Origin of the sequence: Xylophilus sp. GOD-11R (genome assembly GCF_033546935.1) — a bacterium.
Lineage (GTDB): Bacteria > Pseudomonadota > Gammaproteobacteria > Burkholderiales > Burkholderiaceae_C > Xylophilus.
This window is the reverse complement of the sequence record NZ_CP137854.1, coordinates 3,935,017-3,954,166: the sequence shown is the minus strand read 5'-3', so window position 1 is coordinate 3,954,166 and position 19,150 is coordinate 3,935,017. Positions and strand designations below refer to the sequence as shown.

Below are 19,150 nucleotides of genomic sequence, written 5' to 3'. Positions count from 1 at the left end.
GCAAAATTACAATCGCCGCCATGCTCGACATCAACCTGCTGCGGCGCGACCTCGACGCCGTCCTTGCCCGTCTGCTGACCCGCAAGAACCCCCAGTCCTTCCTCGACGTGGATGCCTTCCGCGCCCTGGAGGCCGAACGCAAGACCATCCAGACCCGCACCGAGGACCTGCAGGCGCGGCGAAACAGCCTCTCCAAGCAGATCGGCCAGCTCAAGTCCAAAGGCGAGAACGCCGACGCCGTGATGGCCGAGGTCGCCTCGCTCAAGGCCGATCTCGAAGCCTCCGCCACGCGCCTGGGCGAGCTGCAACCGGAGCTCGAGGCGCTGCTGCTGGCGGTGCCCAACCTGCCGCACGAATCGGTGCCGGTGGGCGAGGGCGAGGCCGGCAACGTCGAGGTGCGCCGCTGGAGCCCGAGCGGCCTGGCGCCCAAGACCTTCGACTTCACCCCGCGCGACCATGTCGACATCGGCATCCCGCTGGGCCTGGATTTTGACGCCGGCATCAAGCTCGCCGGCTCGCGCTTCACCGTCATGAAGGGCCCGATCGCCCGGCTGCACCGCGCGCTCGCCCAATTCATGCTCGACGTGCAGACCGGCGAGCACGGTTACACCGAGTGCTATGTGCCCTATGTGGTCAACGCCGAAACCCTGCGTGGCACCGGCCAGCTGCCCAAGTTCGAGGGCGACCTGTTCGCGGCCAAGAAGGGCGGCCAGGAGGCCGAGGCCGCACCGGACGCGACCGCCTTCTACCTGATCCCGACCAGCGAAGTGCCGCTGACCAATTTCGTGCGCGACGAGATCGTGGCCGAAGCGGCGTTGCCGATGAAGTTCACCGCGCACACGCCGTGCTTCCGCTCGGAGGCGGGCAGTGGTGGCCGCGACATCCGCGGGCTCATTCGCCAGCACCAGTTCGACAAGGTCGAGATGGTGCAGATCGTTCATCCCGATCACAGCTACGAGGCGCTCGAGGCCATGACCGGCCATGCCGAGGCGGTGCTGCAGAAGCTCGGCCTGCCGTATCGCGTGATGTCGCTGTGCACCGGCGACATGGGCTTCGGCGCAGCCAAGACCTACGACCTGGAAGTGTGGCTGCCGGCGCAGAACACCTACCGCGAGATCAGCTCGGTCTCCAACTGCGAGGCCTTCCAGGCGAGGCGATTGCAGGCGCGGTTCAAGACGTCGGTGGGCAAGAACGAGCTGGTGCACACGCTCAACGGCTCGGGCCTGGCCGTGGGCCGCGCGCTGGTCGCGGTGCTGGAAAACTACCAGAACGCCGACGGCTCGGTGACGGTGCCGCCGGTGTTGCGCCCATACCTGGGCGGTGTGGAAAAACTCGGCGGTTGAGTGGAGCGCAGCATTTTTGCCTGCTAGAATCCGAGGCTCGACACACAGGAGAGGTGGCAGAGTGGTCGAATGTACCTGACTCGAAATCAGGCGTAGTGGCAACACTACCGTGGGTTCGAATCCCACCCTCTCCGCCAAAATGATGAAGCCCAAGTGAGTGATTCACTTGGGCTTTTTTCATTGGCGGCGTCGGCGCGCCGCAGTCCGGGGCATGCGCTGACAGATCGCGCCACTGGCCGTGGAGACGATTTGCTCTTTGGCCGGAGACAAGCCATGCCCGACAAAACCTGGATTCGATTCGGTAGCCTCGCTGCCGCCACCGTCGTGCTCACCGCCTGCGCCTGCGCCGGCGGCGGCACCTATTTCGGCGCCAGCAGTGGCGGCCTCGGCTTCTTCGGCGGCGGTGGCGCGGGGCTGCCGCAGGGCGACATCGGCAACGCGACCCCGGCCACCGTGCAGGCTCGCCTCGGCACGCCCACCGCGTCATTCCCCCTGCCCGAAGGCGGCCAGCGCTTGCAGTACTCGCAGATGCCCGCCGGCTACCAGGTCTGGAACTACGACTTCGACACGTCCGGCCGACTCATCCGCCAGGACCAGGCGCTGCGCTATGACAACTTCAACCGCATCGTCCAAGGCCAGACGCGCGAAGACGAGATCCTGCGCACCTACGGCCGCCCGATGCGCATCGTGAAGGTCGCCACCTTCGACGGGCCGATCTGGGATTACCGCTTCAGCGACATCAACAATCCGCGCATCATCAGCATCCACATCGATCGCGCCGGCATCGTGCAGCGCATCGTCTACAACGACATCGACCGGCGGCGCCTGTTCTCGCCCGACTGATGCGCCTGCCGCAGCGTGCGGCGGCGTGGCCGCAATACCTTTGGCAACCGCCGCTTCGTAAAGCCGCCCTTACACTTGCTTTCCGATAGACCGGGCGATGGCTGCCCGCCATGCCGCCGCGAGTGGCAGGTCCGGCATCCTCGGCTTCCCCTTTTCAGCAAGCTCCTGTTCCGGCCGCCGATGAGCCTTTCGCGCTCAGAGCTGGTTCTTTCGTTCTGCACGACCGCGTCGTGACGCAACATGCTTTTGCAAGACCCGGAAGATCCCGCTTTCCCCAAAACCGACCTGCCGTTTCCCGTCGTGGGAATCGGCGCTTCGGCCGGGGGCGTAGCGGCGTTGCAGCGCCTGCTGGCGTCGCTGCCTCCCACGCCCGGCATGGCGTTCGTGGTGGTCATGCATCTGAGCGCCGAGCACGAAAGTCTGCTCGGAGAAATTTTGCAGCGCAGTGGACATTTGCCGGTATGCACGGTGACGGCGACGACACCGATCGAAGTCGACCATGTCTACGTGATCTCGCCAGCCCTTCGGCTGGTCATGACGGACGGCCATCTCGACGTCTTTCCCCTCACGCCGATGGAAGGAAGCCGCAGTCCGATCGACCTGTTCTTCCGCAGCCTGGCCCAGGCCCAAGCCGAGCGATCGATCGGTGTGGTGCTGACGGGTACCGGCAGCGATGGCGCACAGGGCCTGCGGCGCATCAAGGAACTCGGTGGCGTGGCGTTGGCCCAGAGTCCGGAAGACGCCGAATTCGACGCGATGCCGCGCGCGGCCATCCAGACCGGCATCGTGGACTTCGTGATCCCGATCGCGGAGATGGCATCCAAGCTGCTGGAGCTGTGGCGCAACGCCCGGCGCATCGAGCTGCCGTCGCCGCCGCCGAGCCTGCTGGTGGAAAGAGCGCAGGGCGAGGCAGAGCTGCAGGCCGAGGAGGCGCTGGCCTCGATCAAAGCCCTGCTGCGCGAGCGCACCGGCCACGATTTCTCGCACTACAAGCGCGGCACGGTGCTGCGGAGGCTGGAGCGGCGCATGCAGGTCAATGGTGTGGCCGACTTGCCCGCCTATCGGCAGCTGCTCGACACCGAGCTGCCCGAGACGCCCGCCTTGTTGCAGGACATGCTGATCAGCGTGACCAATTTCTTCCGCGATCCCGAGGCTTTCGGCGCGTTGGAGCAGGCGGTGCGCTCCCGGGTGGCCGAGCGCCATCCGGGCGAGCCCTTTCGCGCCTGGGTGGCGGGCTGCGCGACGGGGGAAGAGGCCTACTCGCTCTGCATCCTGCTGCGCGAAGTGCTCGGCGCGGGCGCGACCATTCAGCTGTTCGCATCGGACATCGACGAACGCGCCATCTCTGCGGCCCGCACCGGTGTGTTTCCGTCGTCCATCGCCAGCGATGTCAGCGCCGACCGGCTGCGCAATTTCTTCGTCGTGGAAAACAACGGCCTGCGCATCAACAAGGCCACGCGGGACATGGTGGTGTTTTCGGCGCACAACGTGTTGCACGATCCGCCGTTCACCCGCATGGACCTGATCTGCTGCCGCAACCTGCTGATCTACCTGGACCGGTTCGCGCAGACCCAGGTGTTGCGCAGTTTCCATTTCGCGTTGAAGCAGCGCGGCCTGCTGTTTCTCGGCAGCTCCGAGACCGTCGATGCGGCGGAGGGGCTGTTCGAGAGCGTCAACAAGAGCCATCGTGTCTATTGCGCCAGTCCCAAGTTGCCGCGTGCGCGTTCGCTGCCTTTGCTGCCCAGCAAGGTTCCCGAGCAGCTGTCGCCCACCATGCGGGCACCCAGCAAGGAGCGTTCCAAGCCGCCGCTCGAATTGCTGCATGAACGCGTGCTGCGCAACTATGCGCCGCCCACCGTGCTGGTCGATGCCGAAGACACGGTGCTGCATGTGAGCGAGCGGGCATCGCACCTGCTGCGGCTGCCCGAAGGCGCCCCCACGTCCAAGCTGCTGGCGCTGGCACGTCCCGAACTGCGTGCCGAGTTGCGTGCGGCGCTGACCCGTGCCACCGAAACCGGGCTGATCGTGGAGGCGCCGCGTGTGCGCCTGACCATCGGCGGCCAACTCCACACCGTGATCATGACCGTGCGCCCGGCCACCGACGAGCTGCCGCGCGGCCTGATGCTGGTGGTGTTCGACGAAGCCCAGGAAAGCATGGTGGTGCCAGCCGGCAGCATCGCGCTGCGTGATCCGGTGGTGGAATCGCTGGAAGCCGAGCTGCTCAAGACGCAGGAACGTCTGAAGAACATGGTGGGCGAATCCACTGCATCCACCGAAGAGCTGCGCGCATCCAACGAAGAGTTGCAGACCATCAACGAGGAACTGCGCTCCACCAGCGAGGAGCTGGAAACCAGTCGCGAGGAGCTGCAGGCGGTCAACGAGGAGCTGACCACGGTCAACACGGAACTCACGTTGCGCATGGAGGACACCTCCAAGCTCAACGACGACCTCCAGAACCTGATGAATTCCGCCGAGATCGGCACGGTCTTCGTCGACCGGGAGATGCGCGTGAAACGCTTCACCCCGCAGGCGGCGACCATCTTCAACCTGCTGGCGACCGACGCCGGCCGACCGCTGCTCGACATCACCCATCGGCTCGATTACCCGGATCTCGCGGTCGACGTGCGCGACGTGCTGCGCGACCTCAAGCGCATCGAGCGCGAGGTCCGCAGCGACGACCAGCGCTGTTTCCTGGCACGCGCCGTGCCCTACCGCACCACCGACGACCGCATCGAAGGCGCGGTGCTGGCCTTCTTCGACATCACCGCGCGGCGCGCCACCGAGGAGCAGCTGCGCCTGAGCGAGCGGCGCATGCGTCTGGTGGCCGAAAGCATGCGCGACTACGCGATCATCACCATGGACACCGCCGGTACCATCGCCACCTGGAGCCCGGGCGCCGAAAAGATCTTCGGCTACAGCGCCGCCGACGCGGTGGGCGCTTCTTTCGAGCTGATCTTCACGCCGGAAGACCGCGAGGCCGGCAAGGCGCGCGAGGAACTGCACAAGGCCCGGGAAGCGGGCCGGGCCGACGACAACCGCTGGCACCTGCGCAAGGACGGCGAGCGCGTGTTCTGCAGCGGCATCACCAGTCCGCTCGACGACGGCCGCTTCACGGGGTTTGCCAAGATTTGCCGTAACTTCACGGCCGAGGAAATGCGCAACCGAGGCCGCGAAGAGGCTCTGAGCGCCGAACGCGCGACCAGCAGCCGGCTGCAGGAGGTGGACACCATGAAGGACGAGTTCCTGGCGGTGGTGTCGCACGAGCTCAAGAACCCGCTGTCGATCATTCAGATGAACGCGCAACTGCTGGCGCGGCTTCCTTCTTTTCAGGGCGACAAACGGGCGCTCCGGGCGACCGATGCCATGAAAGGCGCCGTGCTCAGCCAGCTACAGCTCATCAACGACCTGCTCGAATTGTCACGCGCCAACATGGCCAAGCTGGTGCTCTCGCCGGCCATGACGGACATGGCAGAGCTGGTGCGCAATATTGTCGAGGCCGCCACGCCCGACATCGAGGCCAAGCGCCAGCACCTGACGCTGAATATCGCCGAGTTGAACATCCGCGCAGACGCGGTCCGCGTCGAGCAGATCGTCTGGAATCTGGTGACCAACGCGATCAAGTTCACGCCCGAAGGCGGCGGTGTGCAGATCGGACTGGCGCGCGAGGACGACATGGCCGTGCTGACCGTGACCGATGACGGCATCGGCATGGAAGCCGGTAACCTGGCCGGCGTGTTCGAGATGTTCGGCCAGGTCGACGCGGGGCCGAGCCGCCGCGGCGGGGGACTGGGCATCGGGCTGGCGCTGGTCCGGCAGTTGGTCGACCTGCATGGCGGGCGGGTCGCGGCCAGCTCGGCCGGGCTTGGAAAAGGGTCGTGCTTCACCGTGTGGCTTCCCCTGGCCGGACTGCCGGCGCGCACACTCGACGCCAGTCCGGCTGGCGGGTTCAGGGGCATGCGCATCCTCATGATCGACGACGAGGTGGACATGCTCGAAGCGTTCGCTTCGATCCTGCGGGACGAGGGCGCCCTGGTCACGACGGCGTCGAACGCGATCGAGGGCATCGAACGGCTCGACGCCGGCAAATTCGATGCGGTGATTTCGGACATCGGCATGCCCCAGCACGACGGGTACTGGTTGGCCGAGGCCATCCGTGGCCAGGCCGACACCCGCAACATCGCGCTGGTAGCGGTATCGGGAATGGCGCGCGAGGCGGATATACAGCGAGCGATGGCGGCCGGCTTCGATGCCCACCTGGGAAAACCCGTAGATCTGACCGCGCTCGAAAGTGCTTTGATGGACGCCATCGGACGTCGAATGTCGTTTGCCGCCACCTAACGGCGCGGCGGCCGGTGCATCGGAAAGGGCAATTCCATGTCTTGGATGACATTCGATTCGGAAGTGTTCTTCAACGGTCGCAACTATCCCTTCCGTGCAACGTTCAGCAGCCGCCAGTGGACCGCCCGCATCCGCGACGAAGGGGGCGTGCTGCATGGTGTCATCCAATGCGTCGCGCCCGGTCCCAGCCTCAACGGTGACCAACTCGAAGACGAGGTGTGCGACTGGGTGCACCGCTCCGTGAGGGGCCGTGCCGGATTTTTCGACGCGGCGGTTGCCGACATCAGCCTGGCCTGGCCCGCTGCCGCACCGGCCGAGTTGCCTGCTCTGCCTGATTCCACCGTGGGCGAACTGGTCTCCAGGAGCGTGGCATTGCGGGCGGAACTCGTGGAACGAGTGGCCGTGATTCGTGGCGTGATGGACCGGTTGGCGGAGGCGGTCGATCAGAGCCGCGAACGACGGACGATGGATCGCTGAAGGCGCCGCCGGGCGGTTTCAGCAGCCAAGCTTTCGTTCAACCGGCGCCGCGATCGTGGGGCGGCCGGTCCGCCGGATGGTTCACCCCGTCGTTCACCGGAACGCCTTCGATGAGGAAGGGGTCGATGCCTTCGAGTCCGCCGACGTTGTAGCCGTAGAGCTCGGGGCGGGAGCGCCGCTGGTGGTGGGTGTAGATGCCGCACCGGCCACAGAAGTAGTGCCGGGCGACCATGGTGTTGAACTGGTAGAGCCGCAGGTGCTCTCCGCCCTGCACGACACGGATGCCCGCCAGCGGTACCGAGGCAACTACCGCGGCCCGGCGGCGGCACATCGAGCAGTTGCAATGTCGCGGGTCGACGATGCCGTCGGGCAGGTCGAGTTCGAGCACGACCGCGCCACAGTGGCACGACAGGCGGTGGCGGGGCTGGACGGCGACGCCGCCGACGGAACGGATGGACATGGTTGCTGCTCGGGCGGTGGGTCAGGCCTGCGAAGTCCGTGCGGCGCGGGTCACGCCGGTATGCGGCGCGCACGAATCGCGCAGGATCAGCTGGGTGGTGATGACGATGCGTTCGGGCTCGGGCGTGGCCTTGCTGTCGAGCCGCTTGAGCATGAGCTGCACGATGACCCGGCCCATGGCTTCCAGGTCCCAAGCCAGCGCGGTGATGGCGGGGTTGAAGAGCTGGGCCAGGTCGGCGTCGCCGACGCTGATGACGCTCGCGTCCTCGGGCACCGAGCGGCCTGAATGCCGCAGCGACTGCAGCACGCCCGCCAGGATGCGCGTGCCCAGGCACACGAAGGCGGTGGGCGCCAGCGGGCCCGACAGCAGGGCGAGCGCCTCGCTGAAGGCGAACTCCATGGCCGACTTCTCGGCGCGGATCAGCTTGGGGTCGGGCTGCAGCCCGCGTTCGCGGTAGGCGTCGGTGAAACCGGCGATGCGTTCACGGCCAGGCCGCAGCTCGCGCCCGGGCGTCATGAGCGCGATGCGCTGGTGACCGAGGTTGAGCAGGTGGCGGGTGGCCTGCAGGGCACCGTGGTAGTGGTCGACCTGGATGCCGGTGCTGGCGGGAGAGAAGTCGCGGTCGAGCGCCACCAGCGGGAGCTCGGCCGACAGCCGTTCGATGAATTCGGGCGACTCGCTCTCGCAGGGGCCGAGCACCAGCCCGTCGATGCGCCGCCGCCGGAACAGGTCGATCAGCGCCTTCTCGCGCTTGCTGTCGTTGTGCGTGCTGGCCAGCAGCAAGGTGTAGCCGGCGCGCTGCAGCTCGGTCTCGATCGAGGTGAGGATGCGCGCGTAGAGCGGATTGGCGAAGTCGGAGACCAGCACGCCGATCACGCCGGTGGAGCGGGTGCGCATGCTCTGGGCGATGGCGTCGGGCTCGTAGCCCAGCTGGCGGGCGGCTTTGCTCACCTTGGCCACCGCGTCCTCGCTGACCCGTCCGCTGCGGTTGAGCGCGCGGGAGGCGGTGCCCAGCGACACACCGGCGGCGTGCGCGACATCGCGGATGGTGGGTCTGGCTTTCATGGAAATGCGCGGCGCGTAAGGGGCGAGGTCAGCCGGGCATCGTAATGGACGGCCGCGGTCGACCGATGGCGCGGCTGGCTCAGTCGTCGGAGAAGCCCGCGCCGCCGCGCGGCCGGATATAGCGCGGCATCGGCATGTTGTTGTATTGCGCGGCCTTGCGAATGCCGTCTTCCAGCGCGCCGGCGTCGACGATGCTGTGGTACTCGCCGTCGACGAAGTTGATGTTGGCGCCGTCGACCACCATGAAGCCTTCGGCGGCTTCCTTGGCATCGGCATGCACGGTGAAGGTATGCACCGCGCCGCCGGGCTCGTAGAGGTAGCTGCCTTCGGTCTGCGGGTCTTCCGGATGCTCGTCGTACCACCAGGTGCCCTTGGTGGTGAAGAAGTGCACCGTGCCGGTGTGGAAGTGCGTGGGCAGGCGGGCGCCGGGCTCGAAGCGGGCATAGAGCACCCAGGTGCCCTTCTCGCGGTCGAGGTAGAGCGGGGTGAGGGTGACGCCCTCGTCGCGCATCGGCACGCCGGCGGCGTCGTGGATGTTGACGGTGAGCAGCCGGGTCTGGGGATGGACGGTCTTGGGAAGCGGCATCGGGAGACTCCTGGAATGGGCGGCGGCCGGGCAGTCCATGCGCGCCATAAAGAAACGTTTCCACATTCTCTGGCGATGGTAGCTAAAAGCCACTTCGGGTAGACCCTATCGTGGTTTGTCCGACGATGGATCCGGTCTCGGGTTTTTACTGTGGAAACGTTTCTTCTACGGTGCGAAATTTCGGCCCATGCTGCAAACCGACATTCCCCATTCCAGCCGCCTGCCGTTGCGTCCCCCCCCGTACGAGGCGCATGTGAGCAAGCTCGTCGAAAGCTCGGCTTTCAGCGGCCTGTCTCCGGTCAACCTGCGGCGGGCGCTGGCCCACCACCCGCAGCTGGCGGCGGCCTTCCAGTCGATGGCGCACGTGGTGCTCTTCGGCGGCGCGGTCGGCGAGCGGGAGCGGGAGATTTCCATCATCCGCACCGGCGCGCTCACCCGCTCCGAGTACGAGTGGGGCATGCACGTCAGCATCTACGCCGACAAGTGCGGCCTGAGCGATGCGCAGATCCACGAACTGACCTGCTGCGCGAGCTGGACCGAACTGTCCGAGGGCCTGTGGACGCAGGCCGAGCGGCTGGTGGTGCGCATGGTCGACGAACTGCACCGGCACTCCACGCTGTCCGATGCCGCCTGGCGCGAACTCAACGCGACCTGGCCCCAGGAGCAGGTGATGGAGCTGATTTTTTCGTCGAGCTTCTATCACATGGCCGCCTTCTTCCTGAACTCGGCGGCGGTGCCGCTCGAGGCAGGGCAGGCGCGCTTTCCCGCCGGTGTATCGCAGGCGGCGGTGCCCGACGACTGAGGCTGGCGACACGCCACCGGATTCCCGCACGACAACGAATAAGGAGACAAGACATGTTCAAGAAGATCCTGCTCGGCCTGGTCGGCGTCGCCACGGCGGTGACGGCCTGGGCGCAACCGGGCGCGGCCGACTACCCGGCGCGGCCGGTCAAGCTGATCGCGGTGGCGACGGCCGGCGCCGGCGGCGACGTGCTGGCGCGGCTGATGGCCGACCGCATGGGCGCCATCCTCAAGACCTCGTTCATCGTGGACAACCGGCCCGGCGCCGGCGGCTCGCTGGCGATGGAGGGCGTGGCGCGCGCCGCACCCGACGGCTACACCATCGGCCTGGGCGGCTTCACCTCCAACGTGCTGCTGCCCATCGTGCGCAAGAAGATGAGCTACGACCCGATCAAGGACTTCGCGCCCATCGCGCAGATCGGCACCGCGTCGATCCTGCTGGCGGTGACCAACGACTTTGCCGCGACCGACCTCAAATCGCTGATCGCCCTGGCCAAACAGAACCCGAAGGAGGGCCTGCTCTACGCCAGCTGGGGCGTGGGCTCGACCGGGCATTTCTGCGGCGAACTGCTCAATCAGCGCGCCGGCATCAACACCAGCCACGTGCCCTACAAAGGCACCGGCCCCATCGTGAACGACCTGCTCGGCGGCCAGATCAAGATGGCCTATATCGACATGGCGACCGCCACGCCCTTGGTCAAGTCCGGCCGGCTCCGGGCCATCGCGGCCTGCGTCAAGCGCAGCCCCAGCCTGCCCGACGTGCCTTCGTTCGAGGAGTCCGGCATCGACTTCTCGGGCAAGAGCGCGCTGGCGCCCATGTGGGCCTTCTATGCGCCGGCCGGCACGCCGCAGCCGGTGCTCGACAAGCTCGCGGCCGCCATGAAGCAGGCGCTCGACCAGCCCGACATGGCCGCCAAGCTGCTCGAACTCGGCGTCACCAAGGACTACGTGCCCGGTGCCGCTTACCACGCGCTGCTGGCCGCCGGCATTCCGCAGTGGAAGGAGATCGCCACCAACTCCAACATCCACGTCGACGAATGAACGCCACCGCCATGAACCCGTCGCAAGGCCAGCCGTTCGGCGGCCTGCGCTCCGGCCGCCTGCTCGAAGGCCGCACCGTCCTCATCTCCGGCGCCGGCCGCGCGCGCGGCATCGGCAAGGCCACCGCCAGGCTGTGCGTGGAGCACGGGGCACGGGTCGCCATGCTCGACCTCGACCAGGACGAGGTGCGCCTGGCCGCGGCCGACGTGGCCGAGGGCCGCGACGTCGCCATCGGCATCCGCTGCGACGTGACCGACCGGTCTTCCTGCGAGCAGGCCGTCGCGCAAGCGCTCGCCTGGGGCGCCGCGCAGGGCCGCATCGACGTGCTGATCAACAACGCCGGCCTTACCCAGAAACGCAAGGTCGCCGAGATCACCGACGCCGACTACGCACTCGTCACCGACGTGGTGCTGCGCGGCACCATCCTGCTGTCGCAGGCGGTGCTGCCGACGATGCGGGCGCAGGGCGACGGCAGCATCGTGTCGGTGTCGTCCATGTCGGCGCAGCAGGGCGGCGGCGTCTTCGGCGGGCCGCACTACTGCGCGGCCAAGGCCGGTGTGCTGGGCTTCACCCGCTCGCTGGCGCTGGAGCTGGGGCCCGAGGGCATCCGCGCCAACGCGGTCACGCCGGGGCTGATCATCACGGACTTCTCGCGCACCAACCGCAGCGACGAGGAGAAGGACGCGTCGGCCCAGGGCTGGCCGATGCGCCGCGCCGGACGGCCGGTGGAGCTGGCCAGCGCCTGCCTGTTCCTGGCGTCCGACCTTTCGTCTTACGTCACCGGCATCACGCTGGACGTCAACGGCGGCGCCTACATGCGATGAGCAGCCCAGGCACGACCATGCGGGCGGCGGTGCTGGGCGCGGACGGGCCGGTGATCGTCGAGCGAAAGCTTGCCCGGCCCGGGCCGACCGAGATCCTGGTGCGGGTGCGCGCCGCCTCGCTCAACCGCGCCGATCTGCTGCTGATCGACGGCAAGGCCCACGGCCTGCAGGGCGGCCCCGGCACGCCGCTGGGGCTGGAGTGGGCCGGCGAGGTGATCGAAGCGGGCGCCGACGTGGCGGACGTTTCCGGCCTGAAGGTCGGCGATCGGGTGATGTGTTCGGGCACCGGCGGCTTTGCCGACTACGCGGTCACCGATGCGCGCCGCGCGTTCGCGATCCCGTCGGCCGCCATGTCGTACGAGACGGCGGCCTGCCTCACCGTGGCCTTGCGCACCGCGCATGTCGCGCTGGTCACCCACGGCGCGCTGCGCATGGGGCGGTCGGTGCTGGTGCTGGGGGCGTCGTCGGGCGTGGGCCTGATGTGCCTGCAGGTCGCGCGCCTGCTCGGCGCCGGGACGGTCGTCGGCACCTCGACCCGGGCCGACCGGCGCGAGCGGCTGCGCGAATTCGGCGCCGGCGAGACCGTCGACACCGGCGATGCCGGCTGGCCCGACGCGGTGCTGGCGCTGACGGGCGGGCGGGGCGTCGATCTGGTGATCGACTTCCTGGCCGGTCCCCACCTCGGCCCCGCCATGCGCGCCACCGCGCTCGGCGGCCGCATCGTCAACGTCGGCCGCATGGCCGGCGAGCGCGGTGAATTCGATTTCGACCTGCACTCGATGCGGCGCATTCAGTACCTCGGCACCAGCTTTCGCACCCGCGACGCGGCCGAGGTCGGCGCCATCGGCGCGCAGGTGCGCGCCGACCTGTGGCCTGCGCTGCAGGCCGGCCTGCTCGGCCTGCCGATCGACATGCGGCTACCACTGGAGGCGGTGGCGCAGGCCTGCGACGCCATGCGGCGCAACGTGCACTTCGGAAAGATCGTGCTGAGTACGGACCAATGACCAGGAAAGCGAACCAGGCATGAACACGAAACACGAGGCAGTTCAGCGGCTCGCCGGCCGGGTCTGCCTGCTGATCGGCGGCGGCAGCTCCTCGGCCGACGGCGGCCCGAGCAATGGCCAGGCGGTGGCGCTGACCTTCGCCCGCCAGGGCGCGACGGTAGTGGTGGTCGACCTGCAGCTGGCCGCGGCCGAAGACACCGTGCGCCAGATCGTGGAGGAGGGCGGCCGGGCCGTGGCCCTGCAGGCCGACGCTGCGCGCCATGCGCAGGTGAGCGCGGTGGTGGCGCAGACGGTCGAGCGTTTCGGTCGCATCGACATCCTCTACAACAACGTCGGCATCGAGGTGCGCGGCGGCGTGGTGGACACCTCCGAGGACGACTGGGACCGGGTGCACGACGTCAACCTGAAAAGCGTCTTCCTGGCCTGCAAGGAAGTGCTGCCGCACATGGAGCGCGCCGGCCGCGGCGCCATCGTCAACGTGTCGTCCACCGCCAGCCTGCGCTGGACCACGGTGGAATTCATCTCCTACAACACCTCGAAGGCCGCGCTCAACCAGCTCACCCGCGTGATGGCGCGCACCTATGCGCCCAAGGGCATCCGCTGCAACGCGATCCTGCCCGGCATGATCGACACGCCGCACATCCGCACGCTGTTTCGCGACAAGAGCCCCGAGGAGTTCGCCGCGATCCTGGCCGAGCGCGACGCACGCTGCCCCATGGGCCGGCAGGGCAGCTGCTGGGACGTGGCCAACGCGGCGCTGTTCCTGGTGTCGGACGAGGCGGCCTACGTCTCGGGCGTGCTGCTGCCGGTCGACGGCGCGCTCAGCGTCTGAGACGAAGAAAGGGCTTCTCGCATGCTCTCCACGATGATGCAGCAGCCGCTGCTGATCTCTTCCCTGCTGCGCCATGCCGAGCGCCACCACGGCGAGCGCGAGATCGTCTCGCGGCGCGTGGAAGGCGACATCCACCGCTACGACTACCGCGCCTTTGCCGCCCGCGCCCGTCGCCTGGCCAACGCGCTGGCCGCGCTCGGCGTGGCGGCGGATCAGCGCGTCGCCACGCTCGCCTGGAACGGCTATCGGCACATGGAGCTGTACTACGCGATCAGCGGCATGGCCGCGGTGGTGCACACGGCCAATCCGCGACTGCATGCCGACCAGCTGGTCTGGATGCTGAACGACGCGGACGACCAGGTGCTGTTCTTCGATCTGAGCTTTCTCGCGCTGGTCGAAGAGATCGCGCCGCGCCTGGGCGGCGTGCGTGCCCTGGTCGCCATGACCGACCGCGCCCACATGCCGGCGCACAGCAGCATTGCCGGACTGCTCTGCTACGAGGAACTGCTGGAGGCCGCCTCCGACGACTACGACTGGCCGGTGTTCGACGAGGCCGCCGCCTCCGGCCTCTGCTATACCTCCGGCACCACCGGCCATCCCAAAGGGGTGCTCTACAGCCACCGTTCCAGCGTGCTGCACGCCTTCGCCGTGGCGCTGCCGGACGCGGTGGGCTGCTCGGCCACCGACGCGATCCTGCCGGTGGTGCCCATGTACCACGTCAATGCCTGGGGGCTGCCTTACGCGGCCTGCATGGTGGGCGCCAAGATGGTGTTTCCCGGCCCGCGGCTCGACGGCGCCAGCCTCTACGAACTGTTCGAGGCCGAGGGCGTGACCATCGCCTCCGGCGTGCCGACGATCTGGCAGGGCCTGCTGGCCCACGTGGGTGAGCGGGGCCTGCGCTTCCACACCCTGCGCCTCACCGGCATCGGCGGCTCGGCCTGCCCGCCGTCGATGATCCGGGAGTTCCAGGAACGCTATGGCGTACATGTGATGCACGGCTGGGGCATGACCGAAACAAGCCCGCTGGCCACGACCAGCACCCTCAAGGCGCACCACCACGATCGCCCCGCCGACGAACGCCTGGCGCTGCAGGCCAAACAGGGGCGGGCGATCTTCGGCGTCGACATGAAGGTCGTCGATGCCCGGGGCGCCGAACTCCCCTGGGACGGCCGCAGCCCGGGCGAGCTGATGATCCGCGGGCCGTGGGTGACCAGCTCCTATTTCCGTGCCGGCAATAGCCCGCTGCAGGACGGCTGGTTTCCCACCGGCGACGTCGCCACCATCGACGCCGACGGCTTCATGCGCATCACCGACCGGGCCAAGGACGTCATCAAGAGCGGTGGCGAATGGATCAGCTCGATCGACATCGAATGCATCGCCGTCGCGCATCCGGCAGTGGCGCTGGCCGCCTGTGTCGGCGTGCCGCATCCCAAATGGGACGAGCGGCCGCTGCTGGTGGTGGTACGGCGCCCGGGGGCGCAGGTGGAGCGCGACGAGCTGCTGCGTTTCTTCGACGGCAAGGTGGCGCGCTGGTGGATACCGGACGACGTGGTCTTCGTCGACGCGATCCCGCTCGGGCCGACCGGCAAGATGCAGAAGAACCGGCTGCGGGACACCGTGTGCCCACCCGAGAAGACGGAGACGCCATGAACTACACCAACCTCGGCCGCACCGGCCTGAAGGTCTCGCGCATCGCGCTGGGCATGCTCACCTACGGCACCGCCCGCTGGCGGCCCTGGATCATGGAGGAAGAGGCCTCGCGCCCGGTGGTGCGCCACGCGGTGGAGGCAGGCATCAATTTCTTCGACACCGCCGATCTCTATTCGGCCGGCGAATCCGAGGTGCTCACCGGCCGCTTCGTGCGCGAGTTCTGCCGGCGGGAAGAAGTGGTCATCTCCAGCAAGGTGTTCCATCCGGTCGACCTGGCCTACAGCTCGGCCCATCCGGTGTGGGCGCCCAACCGCGGCGGGCTCTCGCGCAAGCGGCTGTTCCACGCCATCGACGCCTCGCTGCAGCGGCTGGGCACCGACTACATCGACCTGTGGCAGATCCACCGCTTCGACCCCGACACGCCGATCGAGGAAACCATGGAAGCGCTGCACGACATCGTCAAGAGCGGCAAGGTGCGCTACCTGGGCGCGAGCAGCATGTACGCCTGGCAGTTCGCCAAGTGCCAGCAGATCGCCCGCGAGCGCGGCTGGACGCCCTTCGTCTCCATGCAGAACCATTACAACCTCGCCTACCGGGAAGAAGAGCGCGAGATGAATCCTCTCTGCCACGACCAGGGCGTGGCGCTGATCCCCTACAGCCCGCTGGCGCGCGGCTTCCTGGCCGGCAACCGCGGCGCCGGCGACGCCAAGGCGGCGCAGACCAGCCGCGCGCAGCTCGACGACGTGGCCCAGCGCTGGTATTACCGCGACTGCGACTTCGCCGTGGTCGCCGCGCTCGGCGAGGTGGCGGCGGCACGCGGTGTGGGCCATGCCACCGTGGCCTACGCCTGGCTGCTGCACAAGGGCGTGGCGGCGCCGGTCATCGGCGCCAGCAAGACCTGGCAGCTCGACCAGGCCGCGGCCGCCTGCGAGCTGGTGCTGTCCGACGAGGACATCGCCCGGCTGGAAGCACCCTACCTGCCGCACGCGATCATCGGCCACCACTGATCGCGCGGCGCTTCGCCGCGCCGACCCTGCCCGCCGGCCGCCGGCCGCCTGCCTGCCTGCCTGCGGGCCTGCGGGCCTGCGGGCCTGCGGGCCTGCGGGCCGCTCGCTCTCGGCCGGCCGTGCGACTTCCTCACCTAGAATCTGCCCCCCGGAACCGGCAAAAAAAGCCTCGGCGCCGCGCGGCATCGCCATGGCCCGACACCACCAGGAATTCAGATGAAAAGTGAAAACACGGCGATCTCTGCCGCAATCGGCGCCGACGAGGCCGCCATCCTGGACGTTTGGCTGAGCGAAGCCGGCGTCACCGAACCCAATGCACGCCGCACCGCGCTGGTGGAAGCCGCCGACCTGCTCCAGCAGTTGCGCGCGGGTGTGGCCGCCGACGGCGACCTCGACAATCTCGATTCTCCGGACTGGTCAGGCGTTCGCCAGACGCTCGAATCCCTTTCCAGGTCGCGGGCGGCCAAGGGCCAGGCTGCCGGCGACACCAGCGTATTCGTGCTGGCGCTCAAGAAGCCGCTCTTCGAGCTGCTGCAGGTGCAGTACGAGAAGGATCCCAAGGCGTTGTCGGCTGCACTGTGGAGCGTCACCTCGCTGATCGACCGTATGGCGCAGCGCACGGTCAACAGCTTCCAGCATTCGCGCGAAGACATCATCCGGCGCCAGCAGGAAGAGCTGCTCGAGCTCTCCACCCCCGTCATCAAGCTGTGGGACGGCGTGCTGGCGGTGCCCATGATCGGCATCCTCGACAGCAACCGCACGCAGGTGGTCATGGAGACACTGCTGCAGCGCATCGTGGAGACCGAGTCCGAGCTCGCCATCATCGACATCACCGGCGTGCCCACGGTCGACACCCTGGTCGCGCAGCACCTGCTGAAAACCGTGACCGCCATCCGCCTGATGGGCGCGGACTGCATCATCAGCGGGATCCGGCCGCAGATCGCGCAGACCATCGTGCACCTGGGCATCGACCTCGAAGGCATCAACACCAAGGCCTCGCTGGCCGACGCACTGGCGCTGGCCCTGCAGAAGACCGGCTGGCGCATCACGCGCGGCCAGGCCTGAACGGAGCCCGCACCGCATGGATCGCATTCCAATCCTTCGCATGGGCGACACCCTGCTGGTGACCATCCAGGTCGACATGCAGGACCAGATGGCCATCACACTCCAGGACGATCTGGCCAACAAGATCGCCACCACCGGGGCCAGCGGCGTGATGATCGACATCTCGGCGCTGGAGATCGTCGATTCCTTCGTCGGCCGCATGCTCACCAGTATTTCGGGCATCGCCCGCATCCTGTCGGCCACCACGGTGGTCGTCGGCATGCAGCCGGCGGTGGCCATCACGCTGGTGGAGCTCGGCCTGTCGCTCGACGGCGTGAAAACCGCGCTGAATGTGGAGCGCGGCATGGAGCTTTTGCGCCGGGCGCGCGAGGAGCAGCTTCTTGGCCGCTGAACCCAGCGGCAGCATGCCGATCGAGACCGAGCAGCACATCGTCGTCAGCCGCCAGATGGTGCGTACGCTCTGCCAGGAACTCAAGCTGTCGCTCGTCGACCAGACCAAGATGATCACCGCGGCCAGCGAGCTGTCGCGCAACACGCTGATCCACGGCGGCGGCGGCCAGATGCGCTGGGAGATCGTGGAAGCCAACGGCCGGCGCGGGTTGCAACTCCACTTCGAGGACCAAGGCCCCGGCATTGCCGACCTCAAGCTCGCGCTCACCGACGGCTGGACCAGCGGCAGTGGCATGGGCCTGGGCCTGCCGGGCAGCAAACGACTCGTGAACGATTTCGACCTGCAGTCAGCGCCCGGACAGGGAACGCGGGTCAGCATCACCAAGTGGAAATAATCGCGGGCTGGACCCACACCGCCTTCCCGATCGACGACGCGAGTCGGGTTGGCGAGGCGCGGCGCCACGCTGCGCATCTGGCGCGCGAGATCGGTCTGGGTGAGGTCGAGGCCGGCCGGCTGGCGCTGGTGGTGACCGAGCTCGGCTCCAACCTCCAACGCCACGCCAAGGCGGGCCAACTGCTCATTGCATCGCGGCCCGACCGTGGCGACGTGGAGGTCATCTCCATCGATGAAGGCCCGGGCATCACCGACATGGCGCGCTGCATGAGCGATGGCTATTCCACCGGCAACGGCAGCAGCCCCGGTACCGGCCTGGGCGCCGTGCGCCGGCTGGCCGACGAGTTCGACATCCACTCCAGCATTCCCACCGACACCGTGCCCGGCGGCACGCTTTGCGTGGCGCGGGTGCGCCGGCTCGATGCGCCGGCCATCGCGCTTGCGCCCGGGGTCGTCGAGGTCGGGGCGGTGAATGTCGCGGCGCCCGGCGAAGTGGCGCACGGCGACGCCTGGGCGCTCGCACTCGACGGCGAACAGGCCTCGCTGATGGTGGCCGATGGCCTGGGCCACGGCCCGGAAGCGGCCAAGGCCTCGCAGGCGGCGTCCGGCGAGTTCCGCGCACAGCCCTTCGGCGCGATGGCCGGGTTGCTCGACGCGATCCACGTCGCGCTGCAGACCACGCGCGGCGCAGCCGTGTGCTGCCTGCGGCTCGACGGCCAGACCGTGCGTTGCGCCGGCGCCGGCAACGTCGTGGCGCGCATCGTCTCCGGCGTGTTCGACCGCAGCATGGTCACCCAGCACGGCACCTTGGGCCTCCAGATGCGACGTGCGCAGGAGGCCGTGATGGCGCTGCCGCCCTACGCCATGGTCATCGTGCTGAGCGACGGCATCGAGACCCGCTGGGATCCGTCGCGCATCCGGCCCCTGATGGACCGCGACCCGGCGCTGGTAGCGGCCCTGCTGCTGCGCGAGCACAGCCGCAAGCGCGACGACGCCACCGTGGTCGTGCTGCGCCGTGTGCATTGAAACC

18 protein-coding genes and 1 tRNA gene are annotated in these 19,150 nt (G+C 68.1%); 16 read left to right on the top strand and 3 right to left on the bottom strand.

Features of this window, described 5'->3' with window-relative positions; all coding sequences use genetic code 11:
• The first annotated feature begins 20 nt into the window (after window positions 1-20).
• The 5 genes from serS to R9X41_RS18300 all read left to right on the top strand — a co-directional run bounded on the left by serS (window position 21) and on the right by R9X41_RS18300 (window position 7,001).
• On the top strand, window positions 21-1,343 hold the full coding sequence (serS, locus tag R9X41_RS18320) for a serine--tRNA ligase (RefSeq protein WP_318631870.1): 1,323 nt from the start codon (window positions 21-23) through the stop codon (window positions 1,341-1,343).
• A 47-nt stretch (window positions 1,344-1,390) separates the two neighbouring features.
• Window positions 1,391-1,480: transfer RNA gene (locus R9X41_RS18315), tRNA-Ser, on the top strand.
• A gap of 136 nt (window positions 1,481-1,616) precedes the next feature.
• The gene (locus R9X41_RS18310) at window positions 1,617-2,186 is read left to right on the top strand and encodes a hypothetical protein (RefSeq protein WP_318631869.1); all 570 of its coding nucleotides are present in this window, start codon (window positions 1,617-1,619) and stop codon (window positions 2,184-2,186) included.
• 240 nt (window positions 2,187-2,426) lie between these two features.
• The gene (locus R9X41_RS18305) at window positions 2,427-6,524 is read left to right on the top strand and encodes a chemotaxis protein CheB (RefSeq protein ID WP_318631868.1); all 4,098 of its coding nucleotides are present in this window, start codon (window positions 2,427-2,429) and stop codon (window positions 6,522-6,524) included.
• A gap of 45 nt (window positions 6,525-6,569) precedes the next feature.
• Window positions 6,570-7,001 carry a hypothetical protein gene (locus tag R9X41_RS18300; RefSeq protein WP_318631867.1) on the top strand — a complete coding sequence of 144 codons (432 nt, stop codon included), beginning with the start codon at window positions 6,570-6,572 and terminating at the stop codon, window positions 6,999-7,001.
• A 37-nt stretch (window positions 7,002-7,038) separates the two neighbouring features.
• Here R9X41_RS18300 and R9X41_RS18295 read toward each other — a convergent pair whose 3' ends face one another.
• The 3 genes from R9X41_RS18295 to R9X41_RS18285 all read right to left on the bottom strand — a co-directional run bounded on the left by R9X41_RS18295 (window position 7,039) and on the right by R9X41_RS18285 (window position 9,112).
• The gene (locus R9X41_RS18295; RefSeq protein WP_318631866.1) at window positions 7,039-7,461 is read right to left on the bottom strand and encodes a GFA family protein; all 423 of its coding nucleotides are present in this window, start codon (window positions 7,459-7,461) and stop codon (window positions 7,039-7,041) included.
• A 21-nt stretch (window positions 7,462-7,482) separates the two neighbouring features.
• Window positions 7,483-8,526: a LacI family DNA-binding transcriptional regulator gene (locus R9X41_RS18290; RefSeq protein ID WP_318631865.1), complete on the bottom strand. Its 1,044-nt coding sequence runs from the start codon at window positions 8,524-8,526 to the stop codon at window positions 7,483-7,485.
• 79 nt (window positions 8,527-8,605) lie between these two features.
• A complete protein-coding gene (locus R9X41_RS18285) occupies window positions 8,606-9,112 on the bottom strand; it encodes a 2,4'-dihydroxyacetophenone dioxygenase family protein (RefSeq protein ID WP_318631864.1) in 507 nt (168 codons plus the stop codon).
• A gap of 187 nt (window positions 9,113-9,299) precedes the next feature.
• On the opposite strand from R9X41_RS18285, the gene R9X41_RS18280 reads away from it, so the two are divergent.
• The 11 genes from R9X41_RS18280 to R9X41_RS18230 all read left to right on the top strand — a co-directional run bounded on the left by R9X41_RS18280 (window position 9,300) and on the right by R9X41_RS18230 (window position 19,146).
• Window positions 9,300-9,914: a carboxymuconolactone decarboxylase family protein gene (locus tag R9X41_RS18280; RefSeq protein WP_318631863.1), complete on the top strand. Its 615-nt coding sequence runs from the start codon at window positions 9,300-9,302 to the stop codon at window positions 9,912-9,914.
• Between the two features lie 53 nt (window positions 9,915-9,967).
• The gene (locus tag R9X41_RS18275) at window positions 9,968-10,954 is read left to right on the top strand and encodes a Bug family tripartite tricarboxylate transporter substrate binding protein (RefSeq protein WP_318631862.1); all 987 of its coding nucleotides are present in this window, start codon (window positions 9,968-9,970) and stop codon (window positions 10,952-10,954) included.
• Window positions 10,955-10,965: 11 nt separating this feature from the next.
• Complete coding sequence (locus tag R9X41_RS18270) at window positions 10,966-11,778, top strand: SDR family NAD(P)-dependent oxidoreductase (RefSeq protein WP_318635271.1); 813 nt, start codon at window positions 10,966-10,968, stop codon at window positions 11,776-11,778.
• Window positions 11,775-12,782 (top strand): quinone oxidoreductase family protein, encoded by a 1,008-nt coding sequence (locus tag R9X41_RS18265; RefSeq protein ID WP_318631861.1) that lies wholly within the window; start codon window positions 11,775-11,777, stop codon window positions 12,780-12,782. The genes R9X41_RS18270 and R9X41_RS18265 overlap by 4 nt, the downstream gene beginning before the upstream one ends.
• A 19-nt stretch (window positions 12,783-12,801) precedes the next feature.
• Window positions 12,802-13,614: an SDR family NAD(P)-dependent oxidoreductase gene (locus R9X41_RS18260; protein ID WP_318631860.1), complete on the top strand. Its 813-nt coding sequence runs from the start codon at window positions 12,802-12,804 to the stop codon at window positions 13,612-13,614.
• Window positions 13,615-13,635: 21 nt separating this feature from the next.
• Entirely contained in the window at window positions 13,636-15,264 is a 1,629-nt protein-coding gene (locus R9X41_RS18255) for a 3-(methylthio)propionyl-CoA ligase (RefSeq protein WP_318631859.1), read from the top strand.
• Entirely contained in the window at window positions 15,261-16,271 is a 1,011-nt protein-coding gene (locus R9X41_RS18250) for an aldo/keto reductase (protein WP_318631858.1), read from the top strand. Before R9X41_RS18255 ends, R9X41_RS18250 begins: the two co-directional genes overlap by 4 nt.
• Before the next feature lie 216 nt (window positions 16,272-16,487).
• A complete protein-coding gene (locus tag R9X41_RS18245; protein ID WP_318631857.1) occupies window positions 16,488-17,336 on the top strand; it encodes an STAS domain-containing protein in 849 nt (282 codons plus the stop codon).
• A 16-nt stretch (window positions 17,337-17,352) separates the two neighbouring features.
• Entirely contained in the window at window positions 17,353-17,727 is a 375-nt protein-coding gene (locus R9X41_RS18240) for an STAS domain-containing protein (protein ID WP_318631856.1), read from the top strand.
• A 13-nt stretch (window positions 17,728-17,740) separates the two neighbouring features.
• A complete protein-coding gene (locus R9X41_RS18235) occupies window positions 17,741-18,121 on the top strand; it encodes an anti-sigma regulatory factor (RefSeq protein ID WP_412556715.1) in 381 nt (126 codons plus the stop codon).
• Entirely contained in the window at window positions 18,112-19,146 is a 1,035-nt protein-coding gene (locus R9X41_RS18230) for an ATP-binding protein (RefSeq protein ID WP_318631854.1), read from the top strand. Before R9X41_RS18235 ends, R9X41_RS18230 begins: the two co-directional genes overlap by 10 nt.
• Window positions 19,147-19,150 lie beyond the last annotated feature (4 nt).

What these genes read in the sequence shown, in the direction of transcription:
- R9X41_RS18285 (WP_318631864.1), bottom strand. Translation starts at nt 9,112, where the DNA reads ATGCCGCTTCCCAAGACCGTCCATCCCCAGACCCGGCTGCTCACCGTC.
- R9X41_RS18310 (WP_318631869.1), top strand. Translation starts at nt 1,617, where the DNA reads ATGCCCGACAAAACCTGGATTCGATTCGGTAGCCTCGCTGCCGCCACC.
- R9X41_RS18280 (WP_318631863.1), top strand. Translation starts at nt 9,300, where the DNA reads ATGCTGCAAACCGACATTCCCCATTCCAGCCGCCTGCCGTTGCGTCCC.
- R9X41_RS18265 (WP_318631861.1), top strand. Translation starts at nt 11,775, where the DNA reads ATGAGCAGCCCAGGCACGACCATGCGGGCGGCGGTGCTGGGCGCGGAC.
- R9X41_RS18270 (WP_318635271.1), top strand. Translation starts at nt 10,966, where the DNA reads ATGAACCCGTCGCAAGGCCAGCCGTTCGGCGGCCTGCGCTCCGGCCGC.
- R9X41_RS18295 (WP_318631866.1), bottom strand. Translation starts at nt 7,461, where the DNA reads ATGTCCATCCGTTCCGTCGGCGGCGTCGCCGTCCAGCCCCGCCACCGC.
- R9X41_RS18235 (WP_412556715.1), top strand. Translation starts at nt 17,741, where the DNA reads ATGCCGATCGAGACCGAGCAGCACATCGTCGTCAGCCGCCAGATGGTG.
- R9X41_RS18275 (WP_318631862.1), top strand. Translation starts at nt 9,968, where the DNA reads ATGTTCAAGAAGATCCTGCTCGGCCTGGTCGGCGTCGCCACGGCGGTG.
- R9X41_RS18255 (WP_318631859.1), top strand. Translation starts at nt 13,636, where the DNA reads ATGCTCTCCACGATGATGCAGCAGCCGCTGCTGATCTCTTCCCTGCTG.
- R9X41_RS18305 (WP_318631868.1), top strand. Translation starts at nt 2,427, where the DNA reads ATGCTTTTGCAAGACCCGGAAGATCCCGCTTTCCCCAAAACCGACCTG.
- R9X41_RS18290 (WP_318631865.1), bottom strand. Translation starts at nt 8,526, where the DNA reads ATGAAAGCCAGACCCACCATCCGCGATGTCGCGCACGCCGCCGGTGTG.
- R9X41_RS18260 (WP_318631860.1), top strand. Translation starts at nt 12,802, where the DNA reads ATGAACACGAAACACGAGGCAGTTCAGCGGCTCGCCGGCCGGGTCTGC.
- R9X41_RS18300 (WP_318631867.1), top strand. Translation starts at nt 6,570, where the DNA reads ATGACATTCGATTCGGAAGTGTTCTTCAACGGTCGCAACTATCCCTTC.
- R9X41_RS18245 (WP_318631857.1), top strand. Translation starts at nt 16,488, where the DNA reads ATGAAAAGTGAAAACACGGCGATCTCTGCCGCAATCGGCGCCGACGAG.
- serS (WP_318631870.1), top strand. Translation starts at nt 21, where the DNA reads ATGCTCGACATCAACCTGCTGCGGCGCGACCTCGACGCCGTCCTTGCC.
- R9X41_RS18250 (WP_318631858.1), top strand. Translation starts at nt 15,261, where the DNA reads ATGAACTACACCAACCTCGGCCGCACCGGCCTGAAGGTCTCGCGCATC.
- R9X41_RS18240 (WP_318631856.1), top strand. Translation starts at nt 17,353, where the DNA reads ATGGATCGCATTCCAATCCTTCGCATGGGCGACACCCTGCTGGTGACC.